The 15317-nt window shown below is 40.6% G+C and carries 16 protein-coding genes; all 16 read right to left on the bottom strand.

The annotated features are described in order from the left end of the window. Positions 1-17: 17 nt before the first annotated feature. The 16 genes from LZG75_RS05115 to LZG75_RS05040 all read right to left on the bottom strand — a co-directional run bounded on the left by LZG75_RS05115 (position 18) and on the right by LZG75_RS05040 (position 15293). The gene (locus LZG75_RS05115) at positions 18-1016 is read right to left on the bottom strand and encodes a tripartite tricarboxylate transporter substrate binding protein (protein ID WP_233935907.1); all 999 of its coding nucleotides are present in this window, start codon (positions 1014-1016) and stop codon (positions 18-20) included. After that, positions 1017-1760, bottom strand: coding sequence for a sulfite exporter TauE/SafE family protein (locus LZG75_RS05110; RefSeq protein ID WP_233935900.1), 744 nt, complete (start codon positions 1758-1760; stop codon positions 1017-1019). A gap of 1 nt (position 1761) precedes the next feature. After that, entirely contained in the window at positions 1762-2511 is a 750-nt protein-coding gene (locus LZG75_RS05105; RefSeq protein WP_233935898.1) for a sulfite exporter TauE/SafE family protein, read from the bottom strand. After that, positions 2508-3284: an ABC transporter ATP-binding protein gene (locus LZG75_RS05100; RefSeq protein WP_233935896.1), complete on the bottom strand. Its 777-nt coding sequence runs from the start codon at positions 3282-3284 to the stop codon at positions 2508-2510. Before LZG75_RS05100 ends, LZG75_RS05105 begins: the two co-directional genes overlap by 4 nt. Positions 3285-3313: 29 nt before the next feature. Then, entirely contained in the window at positions 3314-4087 is a 774-nt protein-coding gene (locus tag LZG75_RS05095; RefSeq protein WP_233935894.1) for an ABC transporter permease, read from the bottom strand. Further along, a complete protein-coding gene (locus tag LZG75_RS05090; protein ID WP_233935892.1) occupies positions 4087-5367 on the bottom strand; it encodes an ABC transporter substrate-binding protein in 1281 nt (426 codons plus the stop codon). The genes LZG75_RS05095 and LZG75_RS05090 overlap by 1 nt, the downstream gene beginning before the upstream one ends. A gap of 154 nt (positions 5368-5521) precedes the next feature. Beyond that, positions 5522-6673 (bottom strand): acyl-CoA dehydrogenase family protein, encoded by a 1152-nt coding sequence (locus LZG75_RS05085; protein ID WP_255698784.1) that lies wholly within the window; start codon positions 6671-6673, stop codon positions 5522-5524. 9 nt (positions 6674-6682) lie between these two features. Next, positions 6683-7768, bottom strand: coding sequence for an enoyl-CoA hydratase/isomerase family protein (locus tag LZG75_RS05080; RefSeq protein WP_233923781.1), 1086 nt, complete (start codon positions 7766-7768; stop codon positions 6683-6685). Further along, a complete protein-coding gene (mmsB, locus tag LZG75_RS05075) occupies positions 7725-8624 on the bottom strand; it encodes a 3-hydroxyisobutyrate dehydrogenase (RefSeq protein ID WP_233923780.1) in 900 nt (299 codons plus the stop codon). Before mmsB ends, LZG75_RS05080 begins: the two co-directional genes overlap by 44 nt. A gap of 155 nt (positions 8625-8779) precedes the next feature. Next, positions 8780-9775, bottom strand: a complete 996-nt coding sequence (locus tag LZG75_RS05070; protein ID WP_233923779.1) for an NADP-dependent oxidoreductase — start codon at positions 9773-9775, stop codon at positions 8780-8782. Positions 9776-9801: 26 nt separating this feature from the next. Continuing rightward, entirely contained in the window at positions 9802-10698 is an 897-nt protein-coding gene (locus tag LZG75_RS05065; protein ID WP_233935890.1) for an alpha/beta hydrolase, read from the bottom strand. Between the two features lies 1 nt (position 10699). Next, the gene (locus LZG75_RS05060; protein WP_233923777.1) at positions 10700-11392 is read right to left on the bottom strand and encodes a glutathione S-transferase N-terminal domain-containing protein; all 693 of its coding nucleotides are present in this window, start codon (positions 11390-11392) and stop codon (positions 10700-10702) included. A 19-nt stretch (positions 11393-11411) separates the two neighbouring features. Beyond that, positions 11412-12188, bottom strand: a complete 777-nt coding sequence (locus tag LZG75_RS05055) for an ABC transporter ATP-binding protein (RefSeq protein ID WP_233923776.1) — start codon at positions 12186-12188, stop codon at positions 11412-11414. A 12-nt stretch (positions 12189-12200) separates the two neighbouring features. Continuing rightward, entirely contained in the window at positions 12201-13016 is an 816-nt protein-coding gene (locus LZG75_RS05050) for an ABC transporter permease (protein ID WP_233923775.1), read from the bottom strand. 73 nt (positions 13017-13089) lie between these two features. Further along, positions 13090-14358 (bottom strand): ABC transporter substrate-binding protein, encoded by a 1269-nt coding sequence (locus LZG75_RS05045; protein WP_233923774.1) that lies wholly within the window; start codon positions 14356-14358, stop codon positions 13090-13092. A gap of 47 nt (positions 14359-14405) precedes the next feature. Beyond that, positions 14406-15293 (bottom strand): 3-keto-5-aminohexanoate cleavage protein, encoded by an 888-nt coding sequence (locus LZG75_RS05040; RefSeq protein WP_233923773.1) that lies wholly within the window; start codon positions 15291-15293, stop codon positions 14406-14408. Positions 15294-15317: the final 24 nt, after the last annotated feature.

Here is a 15317-nt window from a genome sequence, read left to right as displayed (position 1 = left end):
AATGATAATGATATTAATCAATCTAACGTCGCACCCGAATCACGTACTGCCCGCGCCCACTTGCTTAGTTCCTTCGCCTGAAAATCAGCAAATGGTTCACTAAAATCGGTATTTGGCACCACGCCTAAATTACCTAGCTTTTCTTTATAGGTTGCTGAAGCGGCAATCTTCTCAGTATCGGCCTTGAGCAGGGTATAAACATTCTTGGGTAATTTTGCTGGTGCAAATACACCCCACCATGCGATCGATTCAAACTGGGGATAGCCCTGCTCTGCTACTGTTGGAATGGCTGGTAGCACTGGCGAGCGTACTTTACTGGTTACCGCTAGGGCGCGCAATTTACCCGAAACAATGTGGGGTAAAACTGATTGAATTGGGTCAAAAACCAAATCAATTTGACCACCTAACAAATCGGTAACGGCTGGAGCACTACCTTTATAGGGGATATGTTTTAAGTTTGCCTTGGTAGTAGATTCAAATAAAGCTGCAGTTAAATGCCCAGGGGTACCATTGCCCGCCGTGCCAAACTGCAGCGATTCTGGTTTTTGCTTGGCTTGTTTAATTAAATCATCTAAAGTTTTAATCGAACTATTGGCATTAACGGCAATCACAATCGGCGCACTAGCAACTAATGCAATCGGGGTGAAATCTTTAATAGCATCATAGGATAATTTTTTATACAAACTAGGATTAATCGCGTGGGTGCCAACTGTACCCATAAAAAGCGTGTAACCATCTGGCGCAGCACGGGCCACAAAATCTGCGCCAATCGTGCCGCCAGCACCACCTTTATTGTCGATAATCACCTGCTGCTTGAGCTCATCTCCTAGTAACTGCGCGAGCGGCCTAGCGACAATATCAGTTGGTCCGCCAGGGGGAAATGGCACAATTAAGCGCAGTGGTTTATCAGGAAAATTTTGCGCAAATACCGCGCTACTGATACTGCTAGTGAGGCCAATAATGATAAGAAATAGGCCTAATTGAATGCTCTTAGAAGAAAGATAATTTCTCAACATTTAAAACACCTCTCTAAATAGTAAACCACAGCCTGATAATAATAAGATCAAACCATATATTAACTTTAATGTACTTAATTGAATACCGATATGTGCCCGAGTGCCTGCCCAAACGCCGATAGCCATAAAGGGAATTAAAAATAAGGCTAATAATGCAACGTCGGCCTTAAGAAGTAAGCCAGTAATAATCATTAACGCTAAACGCAAAAATACCAATGAAAAAATAATTGCCGTCATGGTCGCTCTTAACCGCGCAGCATCATGAATGCGCATAGCCAAATACGAGGCATAAATGGGTCCGCCAGTGGCAAATAAGGCGGTAAAAATACCCCCACTTACCCCAAAGGGAATAGACCAAAACTGCGAAATCGTCTTATCTATGGCGGAATTTCGGCCCACCAAAATACGAATTCCATTCAAGCCAGCAAAAATTCCTAAGGTAATTAGCAAGGGGCTCTTAGGGGCATCTAATAATAAAGTAACACCAATTGCCATTCCTACTAAGGTAAAAGGAGCTAACCAATATAGCTCCTTAAAACTTGCTTGCTTAAATGACTTTTTACCCTGATAAAAAGAGGCACATAAATCTAAAACTACAATTAGCGGCACTACGGTTTGCAAAGGATATAGCTGGACTAATAATGGCACCGAGACAATTGAGGAACCAAAACCAGTAATACCAAAAATGAAATAGGCCAATGAAACGATCGCCGCAGCTGCTACTAAGGTAAGGATGATTTCCAATTTATATTAATGCACTGATAGCTAAATTAAAAATTGCATTCGCAACTAAAAGATAAAGACAGATTTTTTTAATCTTCGCTTGGCTAATGAGGTGCTCCTGATCAATACGGTGGGCTATATAAAAACCTAGCAAGAATGCAGGCAGACCCACTAAAAGTAAAGGGAGCCAAGTTAAATCGCTACCAATTAAGCTGGCAGTAATAATGGCAAATAGCGCCATACCTGAAGTCACTTGCGATAGTAGTGCGCGGGCGCGAGTGAACTCTAGCGTACTCGCATTTAAATATAGTGCAACTACCGGCCCACCAATACCGCATGACCCCAACAAGAGGCCAGCGCCCGAACCTACTAAGTTATCCTTGATCTTCGATAAGTTAACCTGCACATGGGGTTGTAATAATAAATAAAGCGCAAAGAATAGTACTGCGGAGCTAGCCCCAATCTTTAGCAGTTGCACTGAAAATTGCGTGCTCACTAAAATGCCAATCGGCAGGAAAATAGCTGCGCCTAAAAGTAAGCGATACATACGGGGGCGATCCTCCTTAGCAACTCGCCAATTTCGAGCTAACCAGACGCCGCCAAGAAGCTCGATGAACATCACCACAGGAATGAGTACTGCCAAGGGCAAAAAGCCCATTAGTAAAGGTGACATCACCATCGCGCCCCCAAAACCACTTAAGCGCCGAAATAATCCCCCTAAGGTAGCGGAAATTGCTAACAGGGCGATTGCAAACCAATCAAATGAATTCAACTAACATCACTTAAATCATGCTCATCAGAAATTAAGTCACGAATTTGCTTGCGCACTTCGAGATAGCTAGGGGTATCTTCTACCATGCGTCTGGGTTCTGGCACGCGAATAACTTTTTTAACACGGCCAGGCCTACGTGTCATGACGATAATCACATCTGATAAATTAATTGACTCTTCAATACTATGTGTTACTAGTACAACGGTTTTACTTTCTTCAGCCAAAATGCGAATCATCTCTTGTTGCATCATCGCCCTATTCTGGGCATCTAATGCTGCAAAAGGCTCATCCATCAACAATACCGTAGGATCAACTGCTAAGGCACGAGCAATCGATACCCGTTGTCGCATACCACCTGATAACTGATGGGGGTAGCTTTCAATAAAGGCACTAAGACCCACTAGAGCGGCAAAATGCTCGACATCTTTTTTGATTGTTGCCGCATCAATGCCCTTAATGCTAAGGCCAAACGCAATATTGTCACGCACAGTAAGCCAAGGAAATAAAGCATAGTCTTGAAAAACCATCGAACGATCTGCGCCGGGCTCTTTTACTTCTTTACCTGCGCATTCGATTCGACCGGCAGTAGGCACCTCAAAACCAGCAATTAAATTCAGGAGGGTTGTTTTGCCACAGCCGCTATGACCCAAGATCGAGACGAACTCGTTTTTATTCACCTCTAATGAGACATCTTCCAAGGCCTGAACCGCTTGGCCTTGACCATTTAGTGCGGGGTAAATTTTACTAAGGTGTTCTACTTTTAAAGCTGACATTAATTTAATTACTATCCATTAAGAAAACATTACGCATTTAAAGCACGTGACCATGGCATAAACTTTTTAGCGGCATAACGAATGAGCCGATCTAGTGTCAAGCCAATGAGACCAATCGCCAGCATGCCATCTAAAATATAGTCGGTACGCAACACTGTTCGCGCATCATTAATTAAAAAACCAAGGCCAGAATTAGCGCCAACTAGTTCAGCGGCAACCAAAGCCATCCAACCCACTCCAAGGCCAATACGGATACCAGTGACAATTTGCGGCAAGGCGGCACGTAATACCACCCGCGTGATTACATTCCATCCACGTGCACCCAAACACCGAGCTGCGCGGATTAAATTAGGTTCGATATTCTTCACAGCATCAATGGTATTTAATAGAATCGGGAAGAAAATACCTAAGAAAATAATGAATTGGTTTTGGGTATTGCCCACACCAAACCATAAAATACTCAACGGAATCCACGCAATGGGCGGAATGGGTCGCAAAATTTCAATAATGGGATCAACCTGTTCATTCACCCACTTAAAGCACCCCATCACAATACCTAGCGGAATGGCTACGCTGGCATAACAAAAAGCAATAAATTCACGCGCTAAGCTATCACGGATGTGTTTCCATAATTCACCAGAAAAACCCAATTCAATTGCGCCATTTAATACTCCAGACGGCGGTGGTAAAAGTGTGGCCTGGGTTTTATCCAAGATATACCGGCTGGCAAACTCCCAGCCAGCCAGTAATATCAAGAGCAGAATTAAACGCCGTAACTGCTTAACTGAATGAAAAAAAGGCATTATTTTTTGTATACCTTGCCATCAAACGACCAGTCTTTAGTTAAATCACCTTTTTCTGGGAATGGTTGCGGCTTAGTCGTATTAAGTGAAGTCATATAGGTTGGATACGGTGTTTTATCCATTGGCGTACTCCAATTAGCTGGCAAGAACGAAGGTTGCTTAGGAATACTCCAACCTAACTTAGAAAACGTTTTATCCATAAAGCGAGTATCTACAGCGCGCGCAAAATCGACTCCGGTGAGCTTATTTTGAATTCGTTTGCTTTCATAAAGCCAGTTATAAATTGGCTCATTGGCACGACCCCAAAATAACGGAATTGGGTATATATAGGTTGGCTTATATAACAGGTTATAAGCACTCACTTGTTGACGCAAAATTTCTGTAGAGTAATTCTTCAAATTAGGATCTTCTTGCATTGCCGTGACTGCAGCATCCGGATTTTTACGAATCCATAGAGTAGCTTCAGCAATAGCGTCAGTAAAAGCCTGTACTACGTCGGGTGCGTTATCAATCATTTCTTGACGCGCATAGAAAGTACCCTCGTAAATATTGTAAGGGAAGCTATCGCTAACGATGCGCGCATTTTTACGCTCCTGTACCATAATCGTTGGCGTTGGGTCCCAAGGAACTACGGCATCGATACCCTTAGGCATTGCCATTTGTTCGCCGGGAGGCATATTTTTCAAAATAATATCTTTACCCACTTCAAGGCCATTGGCCTTAGCGGCTGCCTGAATATAAAATTCAGCTGAGGATCCAGTCACGATGCCAATAGTTGCAGGCGGATTAGAGCCTTTAAAGTCTTTAATCGTTTTGATTTTTGAATCAGTTGGAACTAACATGGCGTGCAACAAATTCACATTAATTACGGCAATCGTTTTAACGGGAATATTTTTATCTACTAAAGTGGTGAAGGGAAAATTACCGCCATTACCAAATTGAAAACGACCTGAAATAATCACTTCATTAATCGCTGGGCCTGAAGGGAAAGCTTGCCACTTCGCCTCTACCCCACGCTTGGCTAATAAGCCTTTTTTATCCATGACTAAGTTAATCGTATTTTGACCAGACCAAGGCGGCTGAAACGCGACCTGAATTGGCCACCAGCCTTTTTCTTTAAGCCAGGCAATCGATTTAGGGGAGATTTTTTCATCCGTCCCTTCTGGCCAGCCATAATCATTAAATTGGGTGGTTTGTGCGGCAGCTGGCAAAGCTAAGCCGGCTACCATGGCAATGGCTAAAGCACTAAATACTCTACGAGAAATCGTTAAAGCTGTCATAGCTGTCTCCTGTCGTCATTTTTATAAAATACTGCTTTTGATAATAAAGTCTACCCTTATTCTATCAACTTTAGAGGCTATATTCCATTAAGACTCCCTTCCCTCAAACTCGATCCCAATTTAGCAGACTGCATAGTTCGTCATATATTTTTAGCTAAAAATTCTCATTTTTTAGGGCTCTAGCAATGACTAATCGCTGAATTTCACTAGTTCCTTCATAAATCTGGGTAATGCGAGCATCCCTATAAAATCGCTCTACAGGGTAATCCTGGAGGTATCCATATCCTCCATAAATTTGTATTGCCTTAGAGCAAACAAATTCCGCCATTTCTGAGGCAAATAATTTAGCCTGAGAAGCCTCAGATAAGCAAACTTTGCCAGCCTCTTTCATACTGGCGGCTTTTAATATTAATAGTCGAGCGGCATTAATTTGTGTTTGCATATCAGCTAAATAATTACCAATAGTTTGGAGCTCAATAATTGGAGCGCCAAATTGAATGCGCTCTTTAGAATATTTCAGGGCAGATTCAAATGCAGCACGCGCTATACCTAGCGCCTGTGCAGCAATTCCAATTCGACCACCCTCTAGATTTGATAAAGCAATTGCAAGACCTTTACCGCGCGGCCCTAGTAAATTACTCTCTGGAATTATGCAGTCATCTAAAGTAATTGAACAAGTATCCGATCCTCTAATTCCCAGTTTATTTTCAATTCTATTAACAATGAATCCAGGTGAAACAGTAGGAACAAGAAAAGCTGAAAGTCCTTTTTTTCCAAGCTCTTGGTCAGTAACAGCAAATATGATTGCTAACTTTGCACGCTTACCGTTGCTTACAAACTGCTTATGGCCATTAAGTACCCAATGACCATTCTTTAAAACTGCTGTGGTTTTTAAATTATGTGCTTCTGATCCTGCCTGAGGTTCCGTTAAACAAAAACAAGCAATTACTCTTCCAGTTGAAAGCTCAGTTAACCATTCTTGTTTTTGAGAAAAAGTACCAAACTGCATTAACGGCCCACAACCAACTGAATTATGAATACTCATTATCCCGCCAACTGAACCATCCCCAAATGAAATTTCTTCAATTGCTAGGGCGTAAGAAATAAAATCTAAGTTTGCCCCACCCCACTCCTCTGGGACCAAAACACCCATCAATCCAAGTTTTCCCATTTGCATTAATACTGATTCATCAACCCATCCCTCATGATCCCATCGAGCACTATGAGGCATTAATTCATTACGAGCAAAATTACGCGCCATATCTCGCACCATAATTTGCTCAGGAGAAAACTCTAAAAATCCCAAAAAATATCCTTAAAAAATCGACGGTAAAAGGGCTTGAAGGCGTGTACTTGTTAACTCATCAATTCGATACTTCCATTGTGGAGAGTTATCCTTATGAATAATTAACGCTCTGATACCCTCAAGAAGGTCGCCCACATCAATCCATCGCTCTACAAGGGCGATTTCCATCGCAAAACACTCATGAAGCGATAGGCCTCTTCCTAAGTGAATGGTCTGTAAAGCGCCCACTAAGGATAATGGTGAACGTTTACTCATTATATTAAGCGTATCTTCAGCCCATTTTTTATAGTCAGCATTCTTCGTCATTTTGAGCGAATGAGCGATGTCCTGAACAGTTGACAATGAAAAAATTGAGTCAATCAAATGTCTCTGTTTTGAGAGTGATGGTGAAATGGCCTTTTTTCTTCCGCCAAGCTGGGTAAGTAACTGGCTAATTGTCTTTTCATCAAATGTGTCAGAGGTAAGCAAACCCAGTCCTTGAAGAAAAATATTGAGTTGGTTTGATGGAAGATACCAATCGGCTAACTTAGCATATAAAGCATCTTCTGCCTTAATAGTGATCCCTGTTACACCAAGATAGCTGCCAATAAAACCAGGGCAACGTGATAAGAAATAGCTTGCGCCAACATCTGGAAAGTAACCAATCGATGTTTCAGGCATCGCAAGATTTGATCGCTCAGTCACAATCCTAAAATCTGCGCCCTGAACAATCCCCATTCCTCCTCCAATGACATAGCCATCCATTATTGCAATATAAGGCTTTGGGAATTGGTAAATATACTCATCAAGAAGAAATTCTTCTTTAAAAAATTTCATATGCTGATTAAAACCATTACTGATACTTTCATGTAAACATAGAATATCGCCTCCTGCACAGAACGCTTTTTCACCGGCCCCCTTTATAACTACAGCGAAAATAGTATCGTCATGCTCCCAAAGATCTAAGGTTTTGTGCATGCACCTAACCATATCTAAATTTAAGCTATTTAAGGCAGCTGGGCGATTAAGTGTAATTAAGCCAAGGTGATTTATTTTCTCAATAATTAAATCTTTAATCATTTTTTTTAAAAAGATTAATAATTGCGGAAAAATCAAAACTGCCGTTGCCCTGAGTGTTAAATGCCTGGTAAAGTTGCTGCGCTAAACCTCCCATAGGAACAGGTAGTTTTACTAACTTTGCAGCCTCAGTAGCCAAACTCAAATCCTTAAGCATTAGATCTGCGCCAAAGCCGCCACTATAACCTCTTGAAGCGGGGGTATTTTCCAACACACCAGGATATGGGTTATAGGTATCAGAACTCCAACATCTTCCACTTGAAGAATTAATAATCCCAGCTAAAACTTGAGGATCCATGCCCAAAGAAACCCCTAAGTTCATTGCTTCAGCTGTGCCAATCATAGAAATTGCAAGTAACATATTATTGGCAACTTTAGCAACCTGACCGTTGCCAGAATCGCCACAGTAAACGATATTTTTCCCCATAGCTTGAAAGAGGTATGACATCTGATTAAAAAGACTCAGTTCCCCGCCCACCATAAATGTAAGGGAGCCAGCTTCTGCACCCCCTGTTCCTCCAGAAACTGGTGCGTCTAACATTAGCGCACCTTTATCTGTTGCTCTTTTAGAAACTTCACGCGAACTCATAGGGTCAATCGTGGAAGAATCAATCAATATCAATCCATTTACATCCTGTGACAAAACTCCACTTTCATCAAGATATACCGACTTAACTTCTTTGGAAGTAGGAAGCATAGTGATAATAATTTCAACCTTTGAAGAGATCAAAGAAAATAATGAAGTGGCAATCGTAACCTTATCCTTATTGGCTTGAGCTAATTTATTCATATTAGCCTCAACCACGTCATACACCACCAAATCATGTCCCGCTTTGACTAAATTACGCGCCATAGGTGCACCCATATTACCAAGTCCGATAAATCCAATTTTCATAAAATTGCTAACTTTTAAAGTTGAACTAATAATTTATTGAATATTTTTAAAAAAATATTTTAGGCGCAAACTGATCCAGTATTTTTAACCTTCAATCAAAACTAGCGATCCTCAGCAAGGGAAAATTACCGCGAGTGAGAACTACAGCAGATTACTCACGTAAGCCTAACTAGTTGCTTACCCAAATTTGCACCTTGAAGCATGCCAATAAAAGCCTCGGGAGCGCTATCTAAGCCATTTGCGACAGTTTCATAATATTTTAATTTATCTGCAAAGAGTAATTGAGATAATTCACTAACTGCATTATCCCAGTCTGCCATATGATCAAAAACAATAAAGCCCTGCAGCCTTACTCGATTAACTAAAATATTTCTGATATTTAAGTATCTATATGCCTCAATAGCACTAGACTGAGCTACTAATCCACACAGTGCAATGCGCGCAAATGGGTTAACCAAGCTTAATACCTCATCAAATATTTGCGCTCCAACATTTTCAAAACAAACATCTATGCCATTTGGACAGGCTATTTCGAGATCTTCATGTAGATTATTGGCCTTGTAGTCAACACATGCATCAAAACCCAGCTCCTCAACTACGTGCAGACATTTTTTTTTGCCTCCTGCAATACCAACAACTCGACAACCAATCAGTTTTGCAATTTGACCAACAGTACTTCCAACCGCCCCGGCTGCTGCAGATACGATTAAAGTTTCTCCAGGCTTAGGAAAACATATTTTATTGACCCCAATCCAAGCAGTAACCCCAGGCATTCCCAAAACTCCTAAATAAGCTGAAAGAGATATTTGAGAGTCAGGAATTTTACGTAATGCATCGCCCTTCGAGGTTGCATAAAGTTGCCACCCGAGCGTACCTACAACTTTATCACCGACTTTAAAATCAGGGTGTAATGATTCAACCACTTCTCCTACCGTTGCTCCAACCATTACTTCACCAATTTCTACAGGATTTACATAAGATTTTGCATTTGATATTCTGCCTCGCATATAGGGATCTAAAGAGAGCCAAAGATTGCGGACTAATACTTCCCCCGCGTTAGGGTTGGTGACTTTCGCTGCAAATAATTCGAAATCACTAGGCTTTGGAATTCCTACTGGCCTATTCTTTAAGAGAATTTGTAGATTTTTCATTTTAGTTATAAATTTTTTAAATAATGCTAAGTTAGTTTAAAAGTTGAACTAAGCCATAGTAAAGTTTCTGCCATTACGGAATCAAATGCTGGACCTGAATAAACATCATAGTGATCCTTGCCCTCTAAAATAATCAGCTTCTTAGGCTCAAGTGCAGCATCATATAAAGCCTGCATTTCGTAGGGCGGAGCTACCTGGTCATTAGAGCAAGAGATTAAAAGTAATGGCCTAGGAGAAACCTTAGCTACAACCCACTCAGCTTTAAAAATAATGGTTTCATCCACAAACTCTAAAGGAATTTCATCGCGATTTACTCCCCCAGCTTTACGTGCTGCTTGAGACTTAGCTTGAGATGCGGCGTCAAGAAAAAGTATCCGGCCACGATCGACAAAACTTGATTTTCCAGTTCTTGCGCGTTGCAAACGATCCTCTCTAGAATCTTGCATTAGTTGCTGCCATTTATCAGCTGGCCAAACACTTTCCAACCAACGCTCCCCATCTCCAACCCCAACAACGCCAACTACTACTTTTACTCGCTGATCAATTGATGCAGTCCAAATGGCTGTTGAGCAACCAAAACTCCAGCCAAAAAGGCCAATATGAGACTGGTTAATATTTGGCTCTGCACAGAGAATGGTTAAGGCCGCCTGAACATCTGCTACACGACCATGGGGATCTAACCGGCGCACTGGCCCATCACTTTCGCCCCAACCTTTGTAATCAAAGCATAAAACTGCATAACCTGCATTGACAAGACGTTTTGCTGCATCTGGGACATATAAATGCTTCATGCCATTGTATCCATGGCACATGACAACCCCTGGTCTCCCTTCCGGTGGTGGAGCATCAGAAGGTAAATATAAGTCGGCAGCTAAGCGAACCCCCTCACTAAAAAAATGTCGTGACTCACAAATTAAACCCATATCACATCTCCTTCGAATAAATAGTTGGGGAATTTCTTGCCAATCCGCCATATAAATCAAGGATTTTTTCTAACCAAATATAAATTGGATCAGTGGGCTCAAAAAATTGGAGTGAAGAAACAAATCTTGCCATTAGCAAGGGAGACGCAGCAATAAAATCTTGATAGTCCGGAGCATTTCCACCTAAAAATGGTTGTTCTTGCAAAATAAGTCGAATAGGTTGCAGAAGCTCTTGCAACAATAAGATACCTTGCTCAGCTGGAATTTTAATTAATTCAAGTGAATTACCAAATCGAGCCTCCCGTGACGTTCTAAAATAATCCCTATCCCCCGCATCAATACAATTAAAAATATCTAAAATTACCATTTTTAGAATCAAGGGTTGTACTGAGAGTTGTATATAGTAATTGAGAAATTTAGATTTATTTCCTAAAAGTAAATTACTTTTGGTTGGATAAAATTTATCTAAATAGCAGGCAATGTCCCAGCTATCAACAATTACTTTTTCATTGTCAACTAAAACTGGTAATAGCTTTTGCCCTGAAAATGAAATTCTATTTTTTTCTACGAACCGAATAGGTATTGATTCAAATTTTAGACCCTTAAATGCTAAAGCAAGCTTTACTCGCCAGCAAAATGGACTAAACCGCACTTCAGAATTGGCTGCAGCTAAATCATAAATTTGAATAGTCACTTTTTAAGCTAGCTTATAACTAATTTTTTAATGAAGCGTTTAAGTTACCAGCGCTTTGTACATATTTTTGAATTTGTGCTTTTAATTCAACAAATCCCGGTTCCGTATTTATGCGTTTTCTATCTAGCGTATTAGAAATTTCATTATGTATGGTACCGGGTGAACCAGCCATAATAATAATTTTATCGGCCATAGTTACAGCCTCATCAACGCTATGGGTTACAAAAAGTACTGTTTTCCGTTCTTTTTCCCAAATATTTAATAATTCTTGCTGCAAATTTTCTCTAGTGTATGCATCCAATGCACCAAAGGGTTCATCCATCAATAAAATATCTGGTTGCATTGCAAGTGCGCGAGCAATCGCTACTCGCTGTTTCATTCCTCCAGATAGTTCAGAAGGATAGCTATCAACAAATTTCTCAAGCCCGACAAGTGCTACATAATATTTTGCATGTTCATAGCGTTTTGCTCGCCCCATGCCTTTCATCTCAAGTCCAAATGAAATATTATCCAATACAGATAACCATGGGAAAAGTGCAAATTCTTGAAAAACCATGATCCTACTCGGACTTGGTCCATTAATTTTTTGACCATGAGCAATAACTTGACCGCTTGTAGGCTCTTCAAAACCGGCAATGATATTTAATAAAGTTGATTTTCCTCCGCCGCTAGGTCCCAAAATACAAACGAATTCGTTCTCATTAATAGTAAATGAGGTGTTAGAAATTGCGTGAACTTTTTTTTTATTTTTTGTAATAAAAGTCTTACTAATATTATCAACAACTAGCGCATTCATTTAATGAATCCTTTACTCGCTTGAGCCGTGATACCAGGTTAAAAAAGGGCGGGCAGCCATTCTCAAAACAAAATCCATCGCGATCCCCATAATTCCAATCATGATCATGCCCATAAAAATGATGTCAGTTCGAAGAAAATTACGCGCATCTTGAATCATGAAACCCAGTCCAGATGTTGCGGCAACCAATTCAGCTGCAACTAAAACCATCCAAGCCACCCCCAAACCTACTCTTAAGCCATTAAAAATGGCTGGCATTGCTGAACGCAGTACAACTTTAAAAAGTAATTTAGCCGGCGGTGCACCAAGGTTACGGGCAGCACGAATTAAGATTGGATCAATACCCTTTACCCCATGGATAGTGCTAAGTAAAACTGGGAAAAATGTGCCAATAATAATGATAAATAAATTTTGTGTAAGTCCAATACCAAACCAAAGAATACTAATTGGTATCCATGCTATTGGTGGTATTGGTCTAAGTAATTCAATAATTTTTTCAACATAGCGATTAAAACGGGGCCACCAACCAATTGCAACTCCCAAAGGCACTGCGGTTATCATCACAAAACCCCATGCCATCAGAACACGTTTTGAGCTAGCCAAAACGTGTTCTAACAACTCTCCGGATTGTGCTGTAGTAGCTGCTGCCAAGAGAACCTTGGATGGAGGAGAAACTAAAATCGACAGCTGAGGATTTAATTGAGGAACTAAGAATTGCGCAATTAGCTCCCATATGCCAATTAAGATTAAAATAATAATAAATCCTGCATAGCGCCTCTCTAAATCATTCCAATTAAATCCCTGCTCAGATTTATCCTCTAGCTCCATGCCGTACGCCTCCACTATTATTTTGCTAGCTTAATTGAAAATACTTATTTGACTTAACTCTCATATTTTGTTTTTAGGATGGCTTAAAATTTCGGCCATTAAAGTACCACGGACTTGTTAAATCTCCTTTATCTGGAAATAATTGAGGCTCTGTCATATTATCTTCATTGGGATAGCTTGGATATGGCAATTGTCCTACCTTACCAGTCCAATTTGCAGGGATCCATGGTGGTCTTTGCGGCACTTTCCAGCCCAGTTTTTGCATGGTCCGATCGGCAAAACGTGTATCAAAATATTCCTTGTACATATCAGCGGTTACCAATGTTTTTAACCGACCTGATTTAGCTAGCCATGCTGAAACCCTAGAATTCTCGGCAGCCCAAAAATCGGTATAAGGATAAAACCAGGTAGGTTTGTAACTGTTATTAACAACACGTGTAAGTAAAGCAATTAATTCAGGCGTAAAACTTTTATACATTGGGTCTTTTTCGGTTATGGCATTTGCATCTTTTTCATCATAACGAGAATATAGAATTCCTTCTACATAAGCATCTACAAAAGCTTGAGCTACATCTGGGGCCTTATCAATAATTTCCTTAATCATCCAAACATTACCTTGGTAAAAATTGTAAGGAAAAATAGTGTCAATTTCACGGGCATTTTTTCTAACTTTAGTTTGCGTCCAAGTATATGGAGCCCATTGAACCACTCCGGCCAACCCTTCAGGCATTAAAAGCAAGTCTGGTGGGGTTAAGCTTTTTAGAATAACGTCCTTGCCAACCTCAAGGCCATTAGTCTTTAAGGCCTCTTGAAAATAAAATTCGGCAGATGATCCAGCTACGATTCCAAATGCAAGGGGTTTGTTTGGCGCCTGTTTGATATCAGCTAGGGACTTTAAGGGAGAATTTAGGGGCACCATAGTTGAATGCTTAAGCACAGGTGCCGCAATAGCCAAACACCTTACCTGAGCATTGTTAGCTATTAAACTTGTAAAGGGTAGATTCCCCTCTATACCCCCCTGGATTCGGCCAGCTGCTGCTGCTTCATTAATGGCAGGTCCACTTAAAAAAGAAATGACCTCAACTTCTAAGCCACGGGACTTAAAAAACCCTTTAGGACCTGCAACAGGGAGAGATGTAAATCCCGGTTGACTACCAATTTTAATAGGCCACCAGCCCTTCTCTTTTAAAAAAGCAATCGAACTTGCAGAGACCATTTCATAAGGCTGAGGCATTCCCCATTCGGTAAACTTTTTTTGCTGCTGTGCTACAGCAAGCATTGGATTAATAGTTAACCCTAAACCACCAACTCCAACTGCTGCAATAAAGTTGCGTCTTTTCATTTTATCTCCAATATTTTAATTTAGTTATGTTGTTTGGTTACTCCAATTCAATACATCTCCATCATCTCGCGCGCTTCTTGAGGTGTAGCAATCTCTCTTCCCAGCTCACGCGCTATTCGAACTGCTCTCTCAACCATTTGGGCATTACTAACGGCTAATGTTCCAGGAGAGTAATAGACGTTATCTTCAAATCCAACTCGAATATTTCCACCCATTGCTAAAACCATCGTTGATAGTGGTACTTGATATTTTCCAATGCACACCACTTGCCATGTAGCGCCATCTGGGAGGTTTTCAATCATAGCCATCAAATTTTGCGGCGAAGCGGGAATACCGCCATCAATTCCCATTACTAAACTGAAATGCATTGGCCCTCTTATTACTCCTAAATCTCTTAACTTGAGCATATTTGTAATATGACTAATATCATAAACTTCCAACTCGTTATGAATTTTTCGCTCATTACATCCTTTGATAAAGATAGTGTTCCACCATTTAGAATTGTCGAATAAAAACTCCGTATTTTTATGTTGAAAATGAAACGTTCCTGCATTCACAGTCAACATATCTGGGCGCGGAACAAGATCTAATAATGCCATTCTCTGATCTTGCGTAAATCCTTCAGCTGGTCTATGTAGGCCATTAATATAGCGGACACCAATTCCATTTCCCACTTGTGTAATCATTCCCTTACAGCGAGAATTAATTCCACTAAGTACTTCTCCATAAATTGCTGGATCTGCGGAAGTGAGTCCATTTTTATCTCGCACATGTAAATGCGCTATTGAGGCACCTGCATTAAATGAGTCGTGCATGGCTTGCACGATATCCTGAGGTTGCTCTGGTAAAGCAGGATTGGACTCCCTTCCATGAAGACCGCCCGTTGTTGCAACAGTGATGATGACCTTTTTTAGATCGGTTAAATTTGGCTTCATTTTGACCCTCTTTTTGGTTATTAA

Source organism: Polynucleobacter sp. IMCC30063 (assembly GCF_021395235.1).
Classification (GTDB): Bacteria; Pseudomonadota; Gammaproteobacteria; order Burkholderiales; family Burkholderiaceae; genus Polynucleobacter.
The sequence above is the reverse complement of the archived record's forward strand: the minus strand, read 5'-3'. Positions and strand labels throughout refer to the sequence as shown.

Bases quoted from the DNA above. Each gene is read 5' to 3' on its own strand.
- LZG75_RS05115 (WP_233935907.1), bottom strand. From the start codon at position 1,016: ATGTTGAGAAATTATCTTTCTTCTAAGAGCATTCAATTAGGCCTATTT.
- LZG75_RS05100 (WP_233935896.1), bottom strand. From the start codon at position 3,284: ATGTCAGCTTTAAAAGTAGAACACCTTAGTAAAATTTACCCCGCACTA.
- LZG75_RS05095 (WP_233935894.1), bottom strand. From the start codon at position 4,087: ATGCCTTTTTTTCATTCAGTTAAGCAGTTACGGCGTTTAATTCTGCTC.
- LZG75_RS05090 (WP_233935892.1), bottom strand. From the start codon at position 5,367: ATGACAGCTTTAACGATTTCTCGTAGAGTATTTAGTGCTTTAGCCATT.
- mmsB (WP_233923780.1), bottom strand. From the start codon at position 8,624: ATGAAAATTGGATTTATCGGACTTGGTAATATGGGTGCACCTATGGCG.
- LZG75_RS05070 (WP_233923779.1), bottom strand. From the start codon at position 9,775: ATGAAAAATCTACAAATTCTCTTAAAGAATAGGCCAGTAGGAATTCCA.
- LZG75_RS05065 (WP_233935890.1), bottom strand. From the start codon at position 10,698: ATGGGTTTAATTTGTGAGTCACGACATTTTTTTAGTGAGGGGGTTCGC.
- LZG75_RS05055 (WP_233923776.1), bottom strand. From the start codon at position 12,188: ATGAATGCGCTAGTTGTTGATAATATTAGTAAGACTTTTATTACAAAA.
- LZG75_RS05050 (WP_233923775.1), bottom strand. From the start codon at position 13,016: ATGGAGCTAGAGGATAAATCTGAGCAGGGATTTAATTGGAATGATTTA.
- LZG75_RS05045 (WP_233923774.1), bottom strand. From the start codon at position 14,358: ATGAAAAGACGCAACTTTATTGCAGCAGTTGGAGTTGGTGGTTTAGGG.
- LZG75_RS05040 (WP_233923773.1), bottom strand. From the start codon at position 15,293: ATGAAGCCAAATTTAACCGATCTAAAAAAGGTCATCATCACTGTTGCA.